General features: G+C 74.6%; 15 protein-coding genes. 12 read left to right on the forward strand and 3 right to left on the reverse strand.

Translation table 11 applies throughout. The annotated features are described in order from the left end of the window. Positions 1–108: 108 nt before the first annotated feature. From pstC to ACIRS1_RS32610, 5 genes are all read left to right on the forward strand, one after another. On the forward strand, positions 109–1,140 hold the full coding sequence (gene pstC, locus ACIRS1_RS32590) for a phosphate ABC transporter permease subunit PstC (protein WP_402845706.1): 1,032 nt from the start codon (positions 109–111) through the stop codon (positions 1,138–1,140). 160 nt (positions 1,141–1,300) lie between these two features. After that, complete coding sequence (gene pstA / locus ACIRS1_RS32595) at positions 1,301–2,527, forward strand: phosphate ABC transporter permease PstA (protein ID WP_360211922.1); 1,227 nt, start codon at positions 1,301–1,303, stop codon at positions 2,525–2,527. Between the two features lie 146 nt (positions 2,528–2,673). Next, entirely contained in the window at positions 2,674–4,578 is a 1,905-nt protein-coding gene (locus ACIRS1_RS32600) for a phosphate ABC transporter substrate-binding protein PstS (protein ID WP_360211920.1), read from the forward strand. Then, positions 4,575–5,489 (forward strand): class E sortase, encoded by a 915-nt coding sequence (locus tag ACIRS1_RS32605; protein WP_387905107.1) that lies wholly within the window; start codon positions 4,575–4,577, stop codon positions 5,487–5,489. The genes ACIRS1_RS32600 and ACIRS1_RS32605 overlap by 4 nt, the downstream gene beginning before the upstream one ends. A gap of 38 nt (positions 5,490–5,527) precedes the next feature. Beyond that, entirely contained in the window at positions 5,528–6,427 is a 900-nt protein-coding gene (locus tag ACIRS1_RS32610) for a phosphate ABC transporter ATP-binding protein (RefSeq protein WP_402845707.1), read from the forward strand. An 84-nt stretch (positions 6,428–6,511) separates the two neighbouring features. On the opposite strand, the gene ACIRS1_RS32615 is transcribed toward ACIRS1_RS32610, so the two are convergent. After that, positions 6,512–7,363, reverse strand: coding sequence for an HAD family hydrolase (locus ACIRS1_RS32615; protein WP_396317892.1), 852 nt, complete (start codon positions 7,361–7,363; stop codon positions 6,512–6,514). Between the two features lie 231 nt (positions 7,364–7,594). On the opposite strand from ACIRS1_RS32615, the gene ACIRS1_RS32620 reads away from it, so the two are divergent. Then, the gene (locus tag ACIRS1_RS32620; RefSeq protein WP_402845708.1) at positions 7,595–7,870 is read left to right on the forward strand and encodes a hypothetical protein; all 276 of its coding nucleotides are present in this window, start codon (positions 7,595–7,597) and stop codon (positions 7,868–7,870) included. A gap of 37 nt (positions 7,871–7,907) precedes the next feature. Here the strand turns inward: ACIRS1_RS32620 and ACIRS1_RS32625 are convergent, their stop codons facing one another. Next, entirely contained in the window at positions 7,908–8,795 is an 888-nt protein-coding gene (locus tag ACIRS1_RS32625; protein ID WP_402845709.1) for an LLM class flavin-dependent oxidoreductase, read from the reverse strand. A gap of 62 nt (positions 8,796–8,857) precedes the next feature. Here ACIRS1_RS32625 and ACIRS1_RS32630 point away from each other — a divergent pair, with 62 nt between their 5' ends. Together ACIRS1_RS32630 and ACIRS1_RS32635 are read left to right on the forward strand one after the other, a co-directional pair. After that, the gene (locus tag ACIRS1_RS32630) at positions 8,858–9,106 is read left to right on the forward strand and encodes a hypothetical protein (protein ID WP_402845710.1); all 249 of its coding nucleotides are present in this window, start codon (positions 8,858–8,860) and stop codon (positions 9,104–9,106) included. After that, entirely contained in the window at positions 9,103–9,504 is a 402-nt protein-coding gene (locus ACIRS1_RS32635) for a DNA-binding protein (protein WP_402845712.1), read from the forward strand. The genes ACIRS1_RS32630 and ACIRS1_RS32635 overlap by 4 nt, the downstream gene beginning before the upstream one ends. A gap of 102 nt (positions 9,505–9,606) precedes the next feature. On the opposite strand, the gene ACIRS1_RS32640 is transcribed toward ACIRS1_RS32635, so the two are convergent. Then, positions 9,607–10,530, reverse strand: coding sequence for a serine/threonine-protein kinase (locus ACIRS1_RS32640; RefSeq protein ID WP_402845714.1), 924 nt, complete (start codon positions 10,528–10,530; stop codon positions 9,607–9,609). A gap of 98 nt (positions 10,531–10,628) precedes the next feature. On the opposite strand from ACIRS1_RS32640, the gene ACIRS1_RS32645 reads away from it, so the two are divergent. From ACIRS1_RS32645 to ACIRS1_RS32660, 4 genes are all read left to right on the forward strand, one after another. Beyond that, positions 10,629–11,174 (forward strand): RNA polymerase sigma factor, encoded by a 546-nt coding sequence (locus tag ACIRS1_RS32645; RefSeq protein ID WP_402845716.1) that lies wholly within the window; start codon positions 10,629–10,631, stop codon positions 11,172–11,174. 272 nt (positions 11,175–11,446) lie between these two features. Continuing rightward, a complete protein-coding gene (locus ACIRS1_RS32650) occupies positions 11,447–12,010 on the forward strand; it encodes a hypothetical protein (RefSeq protein ID WP_402845718.1) in 564 nt (187 codons plus the stop codon). 94 nt (positions 12,011–12,104) lie between these two features. Continuing rightward, a complete protein-coding gene (locus ACIRS1_RS32655) occupies positions 12,105–12,794 on the forward strand; it encodes a hypothetical protein (RefSeq protein ID WP_402845720.1) in 690 nt (229 codons plus the stop codon). A gap of 128 nt (positions 12,795–12,922) precedes the next feature. Next, positions 12,923–13,519, forward strand: a complete 597-nt coding sequence (locus ACIRS1_RS32660; RefSeq protein ID WP_402845721.1) for a hypothetical protein — start codon at positions 12,923–12,925, stop codon at positions 13,517–13,519. The last annotated feature ends 176 nt before the right edge of the window (positions 13,520–13,695 follow it).

Genomic DNA, 13,695 nt, shown 5'->3' on the forward strand with positions numbered 1-13,695 from the left:
GAGCGCGTTCCCCGAGCGCGCCGTTCCCGAGCGCGCCGTTCCCGAGCGCGCCGTTCCCGAGCGCGCCGTCTTCCCGAGCACCCCGTTCCCGAGCACGGAGAGCAGACCATGACAGCCGCCGCCGAGCCCGCGGCACCGCACGACGGAGCACCGTCGCGCCGCGACAGCCGCCCCGACCCCGACGTCCCGCGCGCCGTCACCTCCCCCGCGACCCCCGGCGACCGGGTCTTCCGCGGGGTGCTGCGGCTGGCCGGCCTCTCGGTCTTCGCGATCATGGGGCTGATCGCCTTCTTCCTGGTGCTGCGCGGCACCGACGCCCTGCGGGTCGTCGGCTGGTCCTTCCTGACCGAGCAGAAGTGGCAGACCGCCGCCCACAACTTCGGCATCGCCGCCGTCCTGCCCAACGGCCTGCTGATCGCGGTGATCGCGCTGGTCATCGCCGTCCCGGTGGCGCTCGGCACGGCCGTCTTCATCGCCGAGTACGCGCCGGTGCGGCTGCGGGCCGCGCTGATCTCGCTGGTCGACCTGATGGCGGCGATCCCCAGCATCGTCTACGGCCTGTGGGGCCTGTTCTTCCTGCAGCCGAGGATCATCGGGTTCGTCCGCTGGCTGGCCAACCACCTCGGCGACACCGTCCCCTTCCTCAAGGTGCGCACCGGTGACATCGGGACCTCGTACACCTCGTCCACCTTCATCGCCGGCGTGGTGGTCGCCCTGATGATCATCCCGATCATCACCTCGCTCAGCCGGGAGGTCTTCTCGCAGGCGCCGCAGGGCGAGCGGGAGGGCGCCTACGCGCTGGGCTCCACCCGCTGGGGGATGGTCCGCACCGTGGTGCTGCCGTTCGGCCGCGGCGGGGTGATCGGCGCGGTGATGCTGGGCTTCGGCCGGGCGATGGGCGAGACGATCGCCGTCGCGCTGATCATCTCGCCGAACTTCAAGGCCATCACCCACGTGCTGGAGAACGGCGCCAACTCGATCTCCGCGCTGATCGCGCTGCGGTTCGGCGAGTCGGACCGGCTCTCCCTCTCCGCGCTGATGGCGGCCGGACTGGTGCTGTTCGCGCTCACCCTGCTGGTGAACGTGGCGGCCGGCTTCGTGATCAACCGGTCCCGCTCCGGCTCGGCGACGGCGGACTGACCATGACGAACCGTCATCCGATCCGTCGCCCGAGCCGCCACCCGAGCCACCACCCGAGCCGTCGACCGAGCCACCGCCGGGACCGTCACCAGGACCGCCACCCGCACCGGCGGGCACCCCGCGCGACCCACCGCGAGACCCACCGTGAAGGGACCACCCGATGACCACGCTCGACCTGCCGCCGGTCGCGGCGCCCGGGCCCGCCGGCGACCCGGCGCCCGCGGCGCCCGCCCCGCCCCGGCCCGAGAAGCGGGTCCGGCTCGGCGGCGTCACCCGCGACGACGTCCTCACCGTGGCCGGCGCGCTGACCGGCTCGCTCGGCCTGGTCTGGATGCTGTACGAGCGGATCCTGCCGTTCAGCGGTGCCTTCGGCTTCCTGGTCTGCTGGTACCTGCTCTTCCTGCTCGGCTACTACGGCCTCGGTCGGCTGCAGTGGAACCGGATGATGGTCCGGGACCGCCTGGTCGGCGTGGTCGCCTGGAGCTCCGGCGCGCTCGTGGTCGCCCTGATCGTCGACCAGATCGGCTACGTGGCGAGCCGCGGCTACGAGGCCGCCCAGCACCTCAACTTCTTCACCGAGTCGATGGAGCACACCGGGCCGCTCAACCCGATCACCTCGGGCGGCGCCCTCAACGCCGTCGTCGGTTCGCTCGAACAGCTGGGCCTGGCGACGCTGTTCGCCGTTCCGCTGGGGATCGCCGCGGCGGTCTTCATGTCCGAGGTCGGCGGCCGGATGGCCCGCCCGGTGCGCACCCTGGTCGAGGCGATGACCGCACTGCCGTCCATCGTGGCCGGACTCTTCATCCTCGGCGTCGTCATCATCACCTTCGGCTTCGAGAAGAGCGGCTTCGCGGCCTCGCTGGCGCTCACCGTGATGATGATGCCGATCGTCACCCGGGCCGCCGAGGTGGTCATCAGGCTGGTGCCGGGCACCCTGCGCGAGGCCTCGTACGCGCTGGGCGGCAGCCAGTGGCGGACGGTGTGGAACGTGGTGCTGCCGACCGCCCGGCCCGGCCTGGTGACGGCCGTGGTGCTCGGCATGGCGCGCGGCGTCGGCGAGACCTCGCCGGTCCTGCTCACCTCCGGCTTCACCTCGCAGTTCAACGGCAACCCGTTCGAGGAGCACCAGGTCTCGCTGCCGCTGTACATCTGGAACTACGTCAAGCAGCCCTACGACGGCATGATCGCGCGCGGCTTCGCCGCCGGACTGACCCTGATGGGCGTCGTGCTGATCCTCTTCGTCACCGCACGGGTGCTCGGCGGCCGCCGGCCCGGGCAGCTGACCCGCGCCCAGAAGCGCCGGATCGCCCGCGAGGCCCGCCGCCTGGAGGCGGCCGCCGCGCATGCCGTCGCCACCCCGTACGGGCTCCGGCCGAGGAGGCGCTGATGTCCGGCCGGACCGGCGACCTGCCGGCGACCCACCGGACCGGCGACCTGCCGGCGACCCACCGGGCCAGCCCAGCGCCGGCGCCCCGATCCGCCGGCCCGGTGCCGGCGACCCGACCGACCACCCTCCGTACCAGAGGAGTTCCCATGTTCCGGGAGGCCGCAAGGCGCTCCGTGGCCCGGCTGCTCGCGGGGCTGCTGTCCCTGCTGCTCGCCGCGGCCTCCCTGCTGACCGGGCTGAGCACCCCGGCGTACGCGGCGGTCGCGCTGAGCGCCGACGGCTCCAGCTGGGCCGGTCCGGCGATCGACCAGTGGCGCCAGGACGTCGCCTCGCAGGGCATCCAGATCAACTTCAACCCGGTCGGCTCGGCGGCCGGCCGCAACCAGTGGTCGATCGGCCAGGACGACTTCACCGCCTCCGACGTGCCGTTCCGCTCCGCGCCGGACACCGGCCTCGGCCAGTCCGGCCACAGCTCCGGCTCCGGTGAGCCGGAGAACCCCACCTACGGCTTCTCCTATGTGCCGATCACCGCGGGCGGCACCACCTTCATGTACAACCTGGTCGTCGGCGGCAAGCAGGTCCGCGACCTGCGGCTCTCCCCGCAGAGCGTGGTGGACATCTTCACCGGGAAGATCACCAACTGGAACGACCCGAGGATCACCGCCGACTACGGGAAGGCCCTGCCCAGCCTGCAGATCACCCCGGTGATCCGCTCCGACGGCTCCGGCGCCACCGCGCAGTTCACCCGGTGGATGGAGCACACCCACAAGGCCCAGTGGGACGACTACTGCACGTCGGTCAACGGCGTCACCTGCGGCGACTACACCGAGTTCTTCCCGTCCTCCGGCCGGATGGTCGCGCAGAACGGCTCCGACGTGGTGGCCGGCTACATCAAGGCCTCCTCCAACGTCGGCACCATCGGCTACGACGAGTACGCCTTCGCCAAGCGCAGCAACTGGCCGGTCGTGAAGGTGCTCAACCAGGCCGGGTACTACTCCCTGCCGACGGCCTCCAACGTGGCCGTGGCGCTCACCGCCGCCAGGATCCGCGGCGTCGACGACGGCACCGCGCCGAACGACCCGAACTACCTGCAGCAGAACCTCGACGGCGTCTACACCATGGACGACCCGCGCGCCTACCCGATCTCCAGCTACAGCTACCTGATCGTGCCGCGGGCCGGGGCGGCCCTCCCCCCGCCGCCGCGGTTCACCAACGACAAGGGCGGCGCGCTCAGCCGCTTCCTCGACTACGTGCTCTGCGAGGGCCAGGGCGAGGCCGACGGCCTCGGCTACTCGCCGATCCCGCGCGGACTGGTCCGCGGCGGACTGCTGCAGACCAAGAGCATCCCGGGCAACGCCAGCAAGGTCGACCCGAACACCCTCGCCAACTGCCCCAACCCGACCTTCAACGCAGCCGGTGAGCTGACCGTCCTCAAGAACGCCCCGCAGCCCAGCCCCTGCGACAAGCAGGGCACCCCGCTGGACTGCACCGTGCAGAACGGCCAGCCGGTCAAGACCGGTTCGGGCTCCGGTGGTTCGACCGGCGGCGCCGGCAGCACGGGCGGCTCGGCGGCGGCGGGCGGGGCCGGCGGCACCGGCGGCTCGGGCGGCGGGAGCGGTGCGCGCACCGGCGCCGGCACGGCCGCGGGCGGCACCGGCGGCAGCGGCGGCACCGGTGGGGGGTCCGGCGGGGCCGGCACCGGTGGTGCGGGCGGTACCGGCGGGACGGGCGGCACCGCCGGGTCCGGCGGGGCGGGTGCCGCCGGTGGCGGCGACGCGGCCGCCGCCGGCGACCCGAACGCGGCCGGCGGAGCGGCCCCGGGCGAGGACCCGACCACCGAGGACGTGATCGACCCGCAGACCGGCCAGGTGGTGGCCCGCGCCCGGGCCGGCGGCGAGGTCGCGGCGAACGTGGTCGAGGTCGCCGGCAAACCCGAGGACTGGACGCTGAGCACCCTCACCGCCGTCGAACTGCTCGCCGTCGTGCTCGTCCCGCCGCTGCTCGGCCGGCGCCTGCTGCGCCGGCGCAAGTCCTCGGACGGCACCTCGTGACCGCCCCCGTGCTGGAGAAGCCGGCCGCCGCCCCCGCGCGGCCGGCCGGGCCCGCCGGCGCACCGCCCGCGGGCCCGGCCCCCCGGCCCGCCGTCACCCCCGCCCGCCGCCGCTTCCTCCAGGGCGCCTGGGCGGCCAGCCTGCTGGCCGCGCTCGTCCTCGGCTTCGTCGGCTACCTGTTCACGCTCTCGCACCTGCAGGAGCGGCACTACCAGTCCACCGCGCACAAGACCTTCCGCGACCAGCTCGCCCGGGCCGTCGCACCCACCGGGACGGCCGCCGACGGCGCCCCGGTGGCCCTGCTGGACATCCCGGCGATCGGGCTGCACCAGGCCGTCGTGGTCGAGGGCACCACCGGCCGGGACCTCATGCGCGGGCCCGGCCACCGCCGCGACACCGCGCTGCCCGGCCAGGGCGGCGTGGCCGTCGTGTTCGGCCGCGGCGCCACCTTCGGCGCGCCGTTCGCCAGGCTCTCCGAGCTGCGGGTCGGCGACCGGATCGAGGCCACCACCGGGCAGGGGAAGTTCAGCTACACCGTCAACGTGTACGGCGACGGCGACCACCCGATCAGCGACCCGGTCCGCAACCGGCTCGTCCTGGTCACCGGGGACTCCGACTGGATCCCCGGTTCCACCGTGATGATCGGCGCCCGGCTGGACGGCGACCCGGAGCAGAACCCCGGCGGACGGCCGGCGACCGTCGCCTACGACAAGGCGCTGGCCGCCGACAAGGGCGCGCTGGCCGCGCTGCAGCTGTGGTCGCTCGGCCTGCTGGGGGCGGTGGTCGGCGCGCTCCTGCTGGCCCGCCACTGGCGGCGCTCGGCCGCCTACCTGAGCGCCGCGCCGGTGGTCGCCGCCCTGCTCTGGGCGGTCTACGAGAACGCCGCCGCCCTGCTGCCCAACCTCTACTGACGCGCGCCCGGAGGCCCGTACCGATGACGGATGCACCGATGACCGACCTGCCGATCACCGACCTCGCGGCGGCCGGCCCGACGACCGGCGCCCGGGCCGTGGACCCGGTCGCCGACACCCTCACCCTCCCGCCGACGCCACCCGGCGCGCACCCCGGCGGGCCGCTGGCCGGGCTGGAGACCCGCGAGGTCTCCGCCTGGTTCGGCACCCACAAGGTGCTGGAGCGGGTCTCGCTCGCCATGCCGGCCGGCGAGGTCACCGCCCTGATCGGCCCGTCCGGCTGCGGCAAGTCCACCTACCTGCGGATCCTCAACCGGATGCACGAGATGGTCCGCGGCGCCGCCCTCTCCGGCGAGGTGCTGCTGGAGGGGGACGACGTCTACCGCCCCGGGCGGCGCCCCGCCGAGGTGCGGCGCCGGATCGGCATGGTCTTCCAGCGCCCCAACCCGTTCCCGGCGATGTCCATCCAGGACAACGTGGCCAGCGGGCTGAAGCTCGCCGGGATCAAGGTGTCCAAGGAGGAGCGCCGCGACCTCGTGGAGACCAGCCTGCGCCGGGCCGGGCTCTGGGAGGAGGTCTCCGGCCGGCTGCACACCCCGGGCGGCGCGCTCTCCGGCGGGCAGCAGCAACGCCTGTGCATCGCCAGGTCGTTGGCGGTCTCGCCGGACATCCTGCTGATGGACGAGCCGTGCTCGGCGCTCGACCCCACCTCCACCCGGCGGGTCGAGGAGACCATCGCCGAACTGCGCGGGCGGCTCACCATCGTGATCGTCACCCACAACATGCAGCAGGCCCAGCGGGTCTCGCAGACCTGCGCGTTCTTCCTGGCCACCCACGACACCCCGGGGCGGATCGTCGAGGCCGGGCCGACCGCACAGGTCTTCGGCAACCCGCGCGACCAGCGGACCTCGGACTACGTCAACGGCCGCTTCGGGTAGGGCCGGTCCGCCGGGATCGGCGGGACCGGAGCCGGCCGCCGGACCGGAGCCGGCCGCCGGGATCCGCCGGCCGGGCCCCGGCCGTCAGCTCCGGGGGAGGGCGAGGAGCTCCTCGAGCACCGCCGCGACGCCGTCCTGCTCGTTGCTCACGGTGTGCCGCGCCACCGCCGCCAGCACCTGCGGGTGCGCGTTGGCGACGGCGTAGGCGGTGCCCGCCCAGTCCAGCATCTCCAGGTCGTTCGGCATGTCGCCGAAGGCCACCACCTCGCTCCGGTCGATCCCGTGCCCGGCGCACCAGTGGGCCAGCGTGCTGGCCTTGGTGACGCCGGGCGCGCTGATCTCCAGCAGCGGGATCGGCGCCGAGCGGGTGATCTCGGCCAGGTGCCCGGCCGCCTCCCGGGCCTCCGAGAGCAGCTTGTCCGGGTCGAGGTCCGGGTGCTTGGCCAGCAGCTTGAACAGGCCCCGGACCGCCCCACCGGCCCCCAGCAGCTCCTCCGCCGGGCCGATCGGGTGGTCCTCGTCCTCGCCCCACATCGGCACCTCGTACCCGGGCTCGCGGGCGAACCCGGCCGGGTACTCGAAGGCGAACGAGGTGCCGGGCAGCTTGGCCCGCAGCACCTCCACCACCTCCAGCGCCGTCGCGGCCGGGAGCGGGAACGACTCCAGCAGCTCGCCGCGCCGGACGTCCACCACCGCGCCCCCGTTCGAGCAGATCGCCAGCCCGTGGCCGCCGATGTGCGCGCTCACCTGCTGCATCCAGCGCGGCGGCCGCCCGGTCACGAACACCACCTGCACCCCGGCCGCCTCCGCCGCCGCCAGGGCCGCTGCGGTGCGTTCGCTGACGGTGCCGCCGGCGCACAGCAGGGTGCCGTCCAGGTCGGTGGCGATGAGGCGGGGAGCGGTGCGGGGTTCGGTCACCGGTCCATCTTCGCCCATGGGTACGGCACCGGTCACCGCCGAGGTTGCGGTCGCCCGGCGGGGCCCGCGGGCCGTCTCCCGGACTCCTCCCGGCCGCCCGCCGTCCGCGTCACGGCCGGGTGCCGTCCGCCCGCGGGCCCGCTTTCGGTCCCCGAGGCGCCGTTTCCGGCCTATTCCCCGGTGGCCGGCGTGTCCTGCCCGGGGCGGCGGGCAGGACTGTGGACGGTGTCCCCGTCGGCAGGAAGAGCCATGCCCACTCGCCAGCTCGGACAGCAGCACCCCGTGACCGCCCCGCCCGCCGCCGCCCGCCCCGGCCGCCCGCCGGACGTCCGGGGCGACTCCCCGCCCGACCCGCCGTCCGGCTCCCCGTCCGGTTCCCCGTCCGACGTCGCACCCGACTTCGCGCCCGAGGCCTCGCGCGAGCCGGTCCTGCTCGGCGACGTCCTCTTCCACGCCCTCGCCGAGATCGCCCGCCGTGCCCCCGAGTCCCGGTTCCCGGCCCAGCGCACCCGCCCGCACCCGTAGCCGGGCGTCCGGCCGCCCCCGGCGATCCGGCCACCGACTACGTGAGCTGGGCGAGGCCCTCGGTGGCGATCCGCTCGAACACCGCGAGGTCGTTCTCGAAGATCGAGTCCGGCACCGGCCAGTGGACCACCAGCTCGGTGATCCCCAGCTCGCGGTACGTCCCGGCCCAGTCGACGAAGGCGTCCAGCGAGACCAGCGGCTTCTCCGCCGTCGAGCCCTGCAGCAGCACCTTCTCCAGCGCGGCCACGTCCCGGCCCTTCGCCTCGCAGGCCGCCGTCAGCTTCGCGATCTGCTGCGCGATCACCGCGGGCGCCTGCTCCACCGGCACGTCCGCGGGCCCCTTCGGGTCCCCGTACGTCACCCAGCCCTGCCCGTGCTCGGCCGCCAGCCGCAGCCCGCGCGGCCCGGTCGCGGCGACGTAGAACGGCACCCGCGGCGACTGCACGCACCCGGGGACGTTCCGCGCCTCGACCGCCGAGTAGTACGTGCCCTCGCGGGTCGTCGCGTCGGTGCGCAGCAGCTCGTCCAGCAGCGGCAGGAACTCGCCGAACCGGTCCGCCCGCTCCTTCGGCGACCACGCCTCCTGCCCCATCGCCGTCGCGTCGAAGCCCGTCCCGCCGGCCCCGATCCCCAGCGTCACCCGCCCGCCGGACACGTCGTCCAGCGTGATCAGCTCCTTGGCCAGGGTCACCGGGTGCCGGAAGTTCGGCGACGTCACCAGGGTCCCGAGGCGGATCCGCTCGGTCGCGCACGCCGCCGCCGTCAGGGTCGGGACGGAGCCGAACCAGGGCTCGTCGCGGAAGGACCGCCAGGACAGGTGGTCGTAGGTGTACGCGGCGTGGAACCCGAGGTCCTCGGCCCGCCGCCAGATCTTCTGCCCCTCGCTCCACCGGTGGATGGGGAGGATCACGGTGCTCAGACGCATAGGGCCGACCCTACGCCGCCCAACGGCCCCCGACGTGGCGCACACCGCAGTATGCTCGCCTCATGGCAGCTACTACCCGCATCACGGTCACTCTGCCGTCCGAGCAGGTGGCCGAGCTCAAGAAGCTCACCGACAACGTCTCCGGCTATGTGGCGGAAGCCGTCGCCCGCCAGATCCGTCACCACCTGCTCGCGGAGGAACTACGCCGCCACGAGGACGAGCACGGCGAGTTCACCGATGAGGAACTGGCGACCGCCCAATCCCGGATCTTCGGATCGGCCGAGTCCGAGTCCTCGGCGAACGCGGCGTGACCAACCGCATCGAGACCGTCGTCCTGGACTCCCAGGGGGTGTCCGCCTGGATCTCGCAGGACCGGGGCGTGCTCGCGATGCTCCGGTCCTTCCACACCATGGCGGCCGACCTGGTGGTCTGTTCCAACACCATCGTGGAGGTGGCGCACGCACGAGTGAACACTCCCCGGCTGAACTGGATTCTCTCCCAGGTCAAGGTGGAGGCGGTCACCGAACAGGCGGCTCGGGCCGCTGCGGCACTGCTCAAGCAGGCCGGCCTGCACGGCCACAAGTACGCGATCGACGCCACCGTCGCCGAGATGGCGCTCCGCCAGCCCGGACCGGTAGCGGTGCTGACGTCGGACGTCGACGACATGGCGAAGCTCTGCGGCACCCGGGTTCGGCTCGTCGGGATCTGAGTCGGAGCGAGGCCCGGACGGGCCGCGCACTCCGTCCTGACGGATCGCGTGTCCGGTGGCCGGTTCCCGGATCCGCCGGTGCGGACCGGGTCACCGTCGGAATCAGCGCTGGAGCCAGCTCAGCAGGGCCGTCGCCGTGAACACCGCGCCCGACGTCAGGCAGACCGCGCGCGGGGTCAGCCACCCGGGGCCTTCCGGGACCGGCCGCGGAGGCGGGGGCTGCGGGGCCGGAGCCAGCAGCGCGTCCGCGAAGGCCCGGGCGGTCGGCGGTCGGTCCGCCGGATCGACGGACATCGCGGTCCGCAGCAGCAGGGCGACGTTCGGTGGGAGCTCCGTTCCGGCCGGGAGCGCCGGCAGCGTCGAGGCGGTCGGCCGGTCGGTCATCAGGGCCGTGGCGCGCCCGCCGGGGCCGAAGGGCTTCTGCCCGGTCAGCAGCTCGTAGGCCACCACGGCCAGCGCGTACACGTCGGCCCTCCCGTCGAACCCGCCGGTCTGGAAGGCCTGTTCCGGTGCCATGTACGCGGGTGTGCCCGTGGTCACCGTCAGCCCGGACGCGTCGGCCAGGTGCTTCGCGCTGCCCAGGTCCGCCACCAGCACCGCGGCGGGCACCGGGCCGGTGGCGAGCAGCAGGTTGGACGGCTTGACGTCGCGGTGCACCACGCCCGCCTCGTGCAGGACCTGGACCGCGTAGCCCGCCTCCGCGGCCAGCCGCAGCGCCTCCTGCGGGTCGCACCGCCCGACCCGGTCCGCGAGGGTGCCGCCGGGTACGTAGTCCATGACGAAGTAGGGCCGGTCCTCCTGCACCCCGACGTCGTGCACCCGGACCACCCGCGGGCTGGCGATCCGGCGCAGCAGCCTCGCCTCCGTCAGGAACCGCTCGCGCACATCGGCGTTGGCGGCCCAGTTCTCGGCCAGCACCTTCACCGCGACCTCGGTGTCGAGCTCCGGATCGTAGGCCTTCCAGACCGTCGCGAAGGAGCCGGCTCCGAGCCGCTCCGTGAGGAGGTAACGGCCGAGCTTGCGCATGTGGCAGCATTCTGCCGGAGTCGGGGGGAGCGCGGAACTCCCGTTCGACGAGCGGGATGCCGGGCGGGGTGCCGGGCGGGACGGAACGGGGGATCCGGGTGTTCGAGGACGGCGAGCTGGAACGGCTCGTGGCGGCTGCGCAGGCGGGCGACCCGGGGTCGACGGAGTACCTGCTGGCCAGACTGCGGCCGGTGGTGCTGCGCCGCTGCTCGCGCTTCCTGCCGCACCACGCCGACGCGGAGGAGGCGGCGCAGGACGCGCTGCTGTCCATCAGCACGCACCTGGGCGACTACGTCGGCCGCGGCTCCTTCCTGGGCTGGGTGACGGTGATCGCCTCGAACGCCGCCCGGTCCACCTACCGCTCGATGCGCCGGCGCGCCGAGGACAGCCACGCCGACCTCCCCGATTCCGTCGACCCGCGCACCACCAGCGTCATCGCCGGGACGCGGCTGGACCTGATGGAGGCGCTGGGCGCGCTGGAACGTCAGCACCCGACCCTGGTGGAGTCCTTCGTGCTGCGCGACCTGGGCGACCTGACCTACGCGCAGGTGGCCGAGGAGCTGGACACCCCGCTGGGCACGGTCAGGGACCGCATCCACCAGGCCCGTCGCTTCATGCGCGGGCGTCTGGCCCCCGGTCTGTGAACGGCGGCCCCGTGGCGGGCGGCGGCCGTGCCGTCGTCCGGCCCCGGTCCGCCGTCGCCGCCCTGGTGGCAGCCGCCGCGCTCGGGTTGGCGACCGGCCGTTTCGTCCTGCCACCGCCACCCGGCACCACCGCGCACCCGGCAGCGGGGCAGGCCGCCACGGTCGGCGGGGCGTCCCGGGCCGCGTCCGCTCCCGCGACGCCCGGCGGGTCGGACCGGGCGCCCGCGGCCTCGGCCTCCGGCTCCGCCTCGCCGACCGATGCGACCGGGCCGGTGACGACCGCGAACCTCCTGGAACCCGCGGCCTTCAGCCCGGACGTGGGCATCGGGCAGATCCACGTCACCGACCGGTACGGCGACGAGGTTTACGCCGACACGGCCTGCTCCGGCGAGAAGAAGACCCTGGGCGGGCCCGGCGCCCACTCCCGCGAACTGGTGGCCAGCCCCCGCACCAACCCGGGCGACCCCCCGCCGGCCGCCGACCGCGTCGACCAGGTCGCCCGCGAGGTCGCCGCCGAGGCCCCGAGCCCCTCCCTGGCGCAGAGCCTCACCGAGCGCCTGCTGCTGGAGGAGGTGCCCTGCAAGGAGGAGCCGCCAGGGCACTGGGTCTACGGAAGGACCACGACGCTGCAGCTCGCCCCGGACGTCACCGCGAGCTGGATGGGCCTCTACCCGGGAGCCTTCAACACCACCGGCAGGGCGCCCGAGGGCAAGGAGCCCTGCGGGGGCATCGCCGTGCTGCGCAGCGGCAGCCACTACGGGGTGCTGGAGGTCCACGCCTGCCTGGGGACGGCCGCGATGGACCACGTCGTCAGGACCGCTCTGTCACAGCTGTGAAACAGCCGGTCGGGGCTCCGACATTCCCTCCTCCGGCGGCATCTCCCCGGTTGTACGAGGACGCAGCAGGCGTCCCGACCAGCAGGGGGACCAGATGACCGAGAACAAGGCCGTCCAGCAGAAGTCCGTTCGCCGCAACCGGGTCGCCGCCGCCGCGGCCTGCTTCGCCGCCGCACTGATCACGGTCGGCGTCGTCGGCACCCCGTCGGCCACCGCCGACGGGGCCGCGCAGGGCGGCGCCCGTCCGGCTGTGGTCGCGGCCCCCGCGCCCGGGCTCGGCTCCGCCGCCCTCGTCCAGAGCGAGGACGCCGTCCGGCAGGGGCTGAACCCGGTCGGCGCGACCGTCGTGCTGACCGGGCGTCAGGGTCTGTCCGCGTGCTCCGGCGAGGAGACGATGCGCGACCTGACCAAGGGCAGGGCCACCGCGTACGCCTCCGTGGCCTGGACCTTCGACACCGACGGCCTCCTGACCGAGTCGGCCGCGAGCGCCCCCACCGGGGCCGAGGCCGCCACCTGGGAGAAGCAGCTCGTCGCGCTCGTCCAGGACTGCCAGGACGAGCCCGCGGGCCACTGGCACTACGGCGCGGCCCACACCCTGACCGTCCCCGGCGGTACCGCCCGCTGGTACCCGGCCTACAGCGGCGACGGCGTCGTCGGCGGCGGGGTCGCGGTCCTGCGCAGCGGCAGCAAGGTCGCCGTCGTCGAGCTCACCGGCCGGGCCGCCGGCGCCCCGAACTCCGTCGAGGGCATCGCCACCGCTGCCCTGAAGCGGCTCGCCTCCTGAACGGCGGGGCCGGCTCCGCCGCCCGGCGGAGCCGGCCCCGGACATCTTCCGGAGGGGGCGCGGGGGAGGCGCTAGTCTGTCGGCCGCACCTTCAATCTGATCATGTGTTAAACGGGGGTTCATTCGTCATGCCTTCTTCCAGGAGACTGCTCGCCACCGCGCTGGTCGCCGCCGCCGCGTTCGGGCTCTCGGCCTGCGGGCCGGACAACGCGTCGGACCAGGGCCAGGGCAGCGCGCCGAGCACCGCCGCCACGGCCGCGCCGACCGGGGCCGCGCCCGGCACGGGGGCGGCCTCCCCCGCCGGGACGGGCAAGCCGGCGCCGACCGCCAAGCCGTCGGGGACGGCCGACGGGGAGCCGGAGGGCTTCTGCACCCACGGGCCGCTGCCGGCCGGGCAGAAGTGGATCTACCCGGTCAAGGGCACCAGCGCGACCGCCCTGGTCTACAAGGACACCAAGGACGTCTGCGGCGTCAACGACGTCGGCTTCGACCCGGTGGGCGCCGAGAAGACCGCCCCGTTCGCGCCCACCGCCAAGGGCCACCTGAGCTCGGTGCTGGCCCCGCCGAAGGACGTCAACCTGGCCGACCTGGTCAAGCACATCAGCGAGTGCCTCGCCTCGCCGTACAACGAGAAGGGCTCCTACCCCTGCTCGGTCGGCGACTACAAGGTGGCGATCGACGCCTCCGGCAAGGTCACCGAGCTGTGGGAGCGCGCGCACTCCTGACGGGTCGCGTACCCGCCGCCGGGCCGGGTCGAGGGCGCCGGGGGGGGCCCCCCCCCCGGGGGGGCCCCCGCCCCCCCCCCCCCCCCCCCCCCCGCGCCCCCCCCCCCCCCCCCCCCCGGCCCCCCCCCCCCCCCCCCCCCCCCCCCCCCCCCCCCCCCCCCCCCCCCCCCCCCGCA

The organism is Kitasatospora sp. NPDC101176 (assembly GCF_044768035.1).
Taxonomy (GTDB): domain Bacteria; phylum Actinomycetota; class Actinomycetes; order Streptomycetales; family Streptomycetaceae; genus Kitasatospora.

Excerpts from the sequence above, each read along its gene's own strand:
- ACIRS1_RS32655 (WP_402845720.1), top strand. The coding sequence starts at position 12,105 with ATGACCGAGAACAAGGCCGTCCAGCAGAAGTCCGTTCGCCGCAACCGG.
- ACIRS1_RS32640 (WP_402845714.1), bottom strand. The coding sequence starts at position 10,530 with ATGCGCAAGCTCGGCCGTTACCTCCTCACGGAGCGGCTCGGAGCCGGC.
- ACIRS1_RS32660 (WP_402845721.1), top strand. The coding sequence starts at position 12,923 with ATGCCTTCTTCCAGGAGACTGCTCGCCACCGCGCTGGTCGCCGCCGCC.
- ACIRS1_RS32610 (WP_402845707.1), top strand. The coding sequence starts at position 5,528 with ATGACCGACCTGCCGATCACCGACCTCGCGGCGGCCGGCCCGACGACC.
- pstC (WP_402845706.1), top strand. The coding sequence starts at position 109 with ATGACAGCCGCCGCCGAGCCCGCGGCACCGCACGACGGAGCACCGTCG.
- pstA (WP_360211922.1), top strand. The coding sequence starts at position 1,301 with ATGACCACGCTCGACCTGCCGCCGGTCGCGGCGCCCGGGCCCGCCGGC.
- ACIRS1_RS32625 (WP_402845709.1), bottom strand. The coding sequence starts at position 8,795 with ATGCGTCTGAGCACCGTGATCCTCCCCATCCACCGGTGGAGCGAGGGG.
- ACIRS1_RS32620 (WP_402845708.1), top strand. The coding sequence starts at position 7,595 with ATGCCCACTCGCCAGCTCGGACAGCAGCACCCCGTGACCGCCCCGCCC.
- ACIRS1_RS32630 (WP_402845710.1), top strand. The coding sequence starts at position 8,858 with ATGGCAGCTACTACCCGCATCACGGTCACTCTGCCGTCCGAGCAGGTG.
- ACIRS1_RS32615 (WP_396317892.1), bottom strand. The coding sequence starts at position 7,363 with ATGGGCGAAGATGGACCGGTGACCGAACCCCGCACCGCTCCCCGCCTC.
- ACIRS1_RS32600 (WP_360211920.1), top strand. The coding sequence starts at position 2,674 with ATGTTCCGGGAGGCCGCAAGGCGCTCCGTGGCCCGGCTGCTCGCGGGG.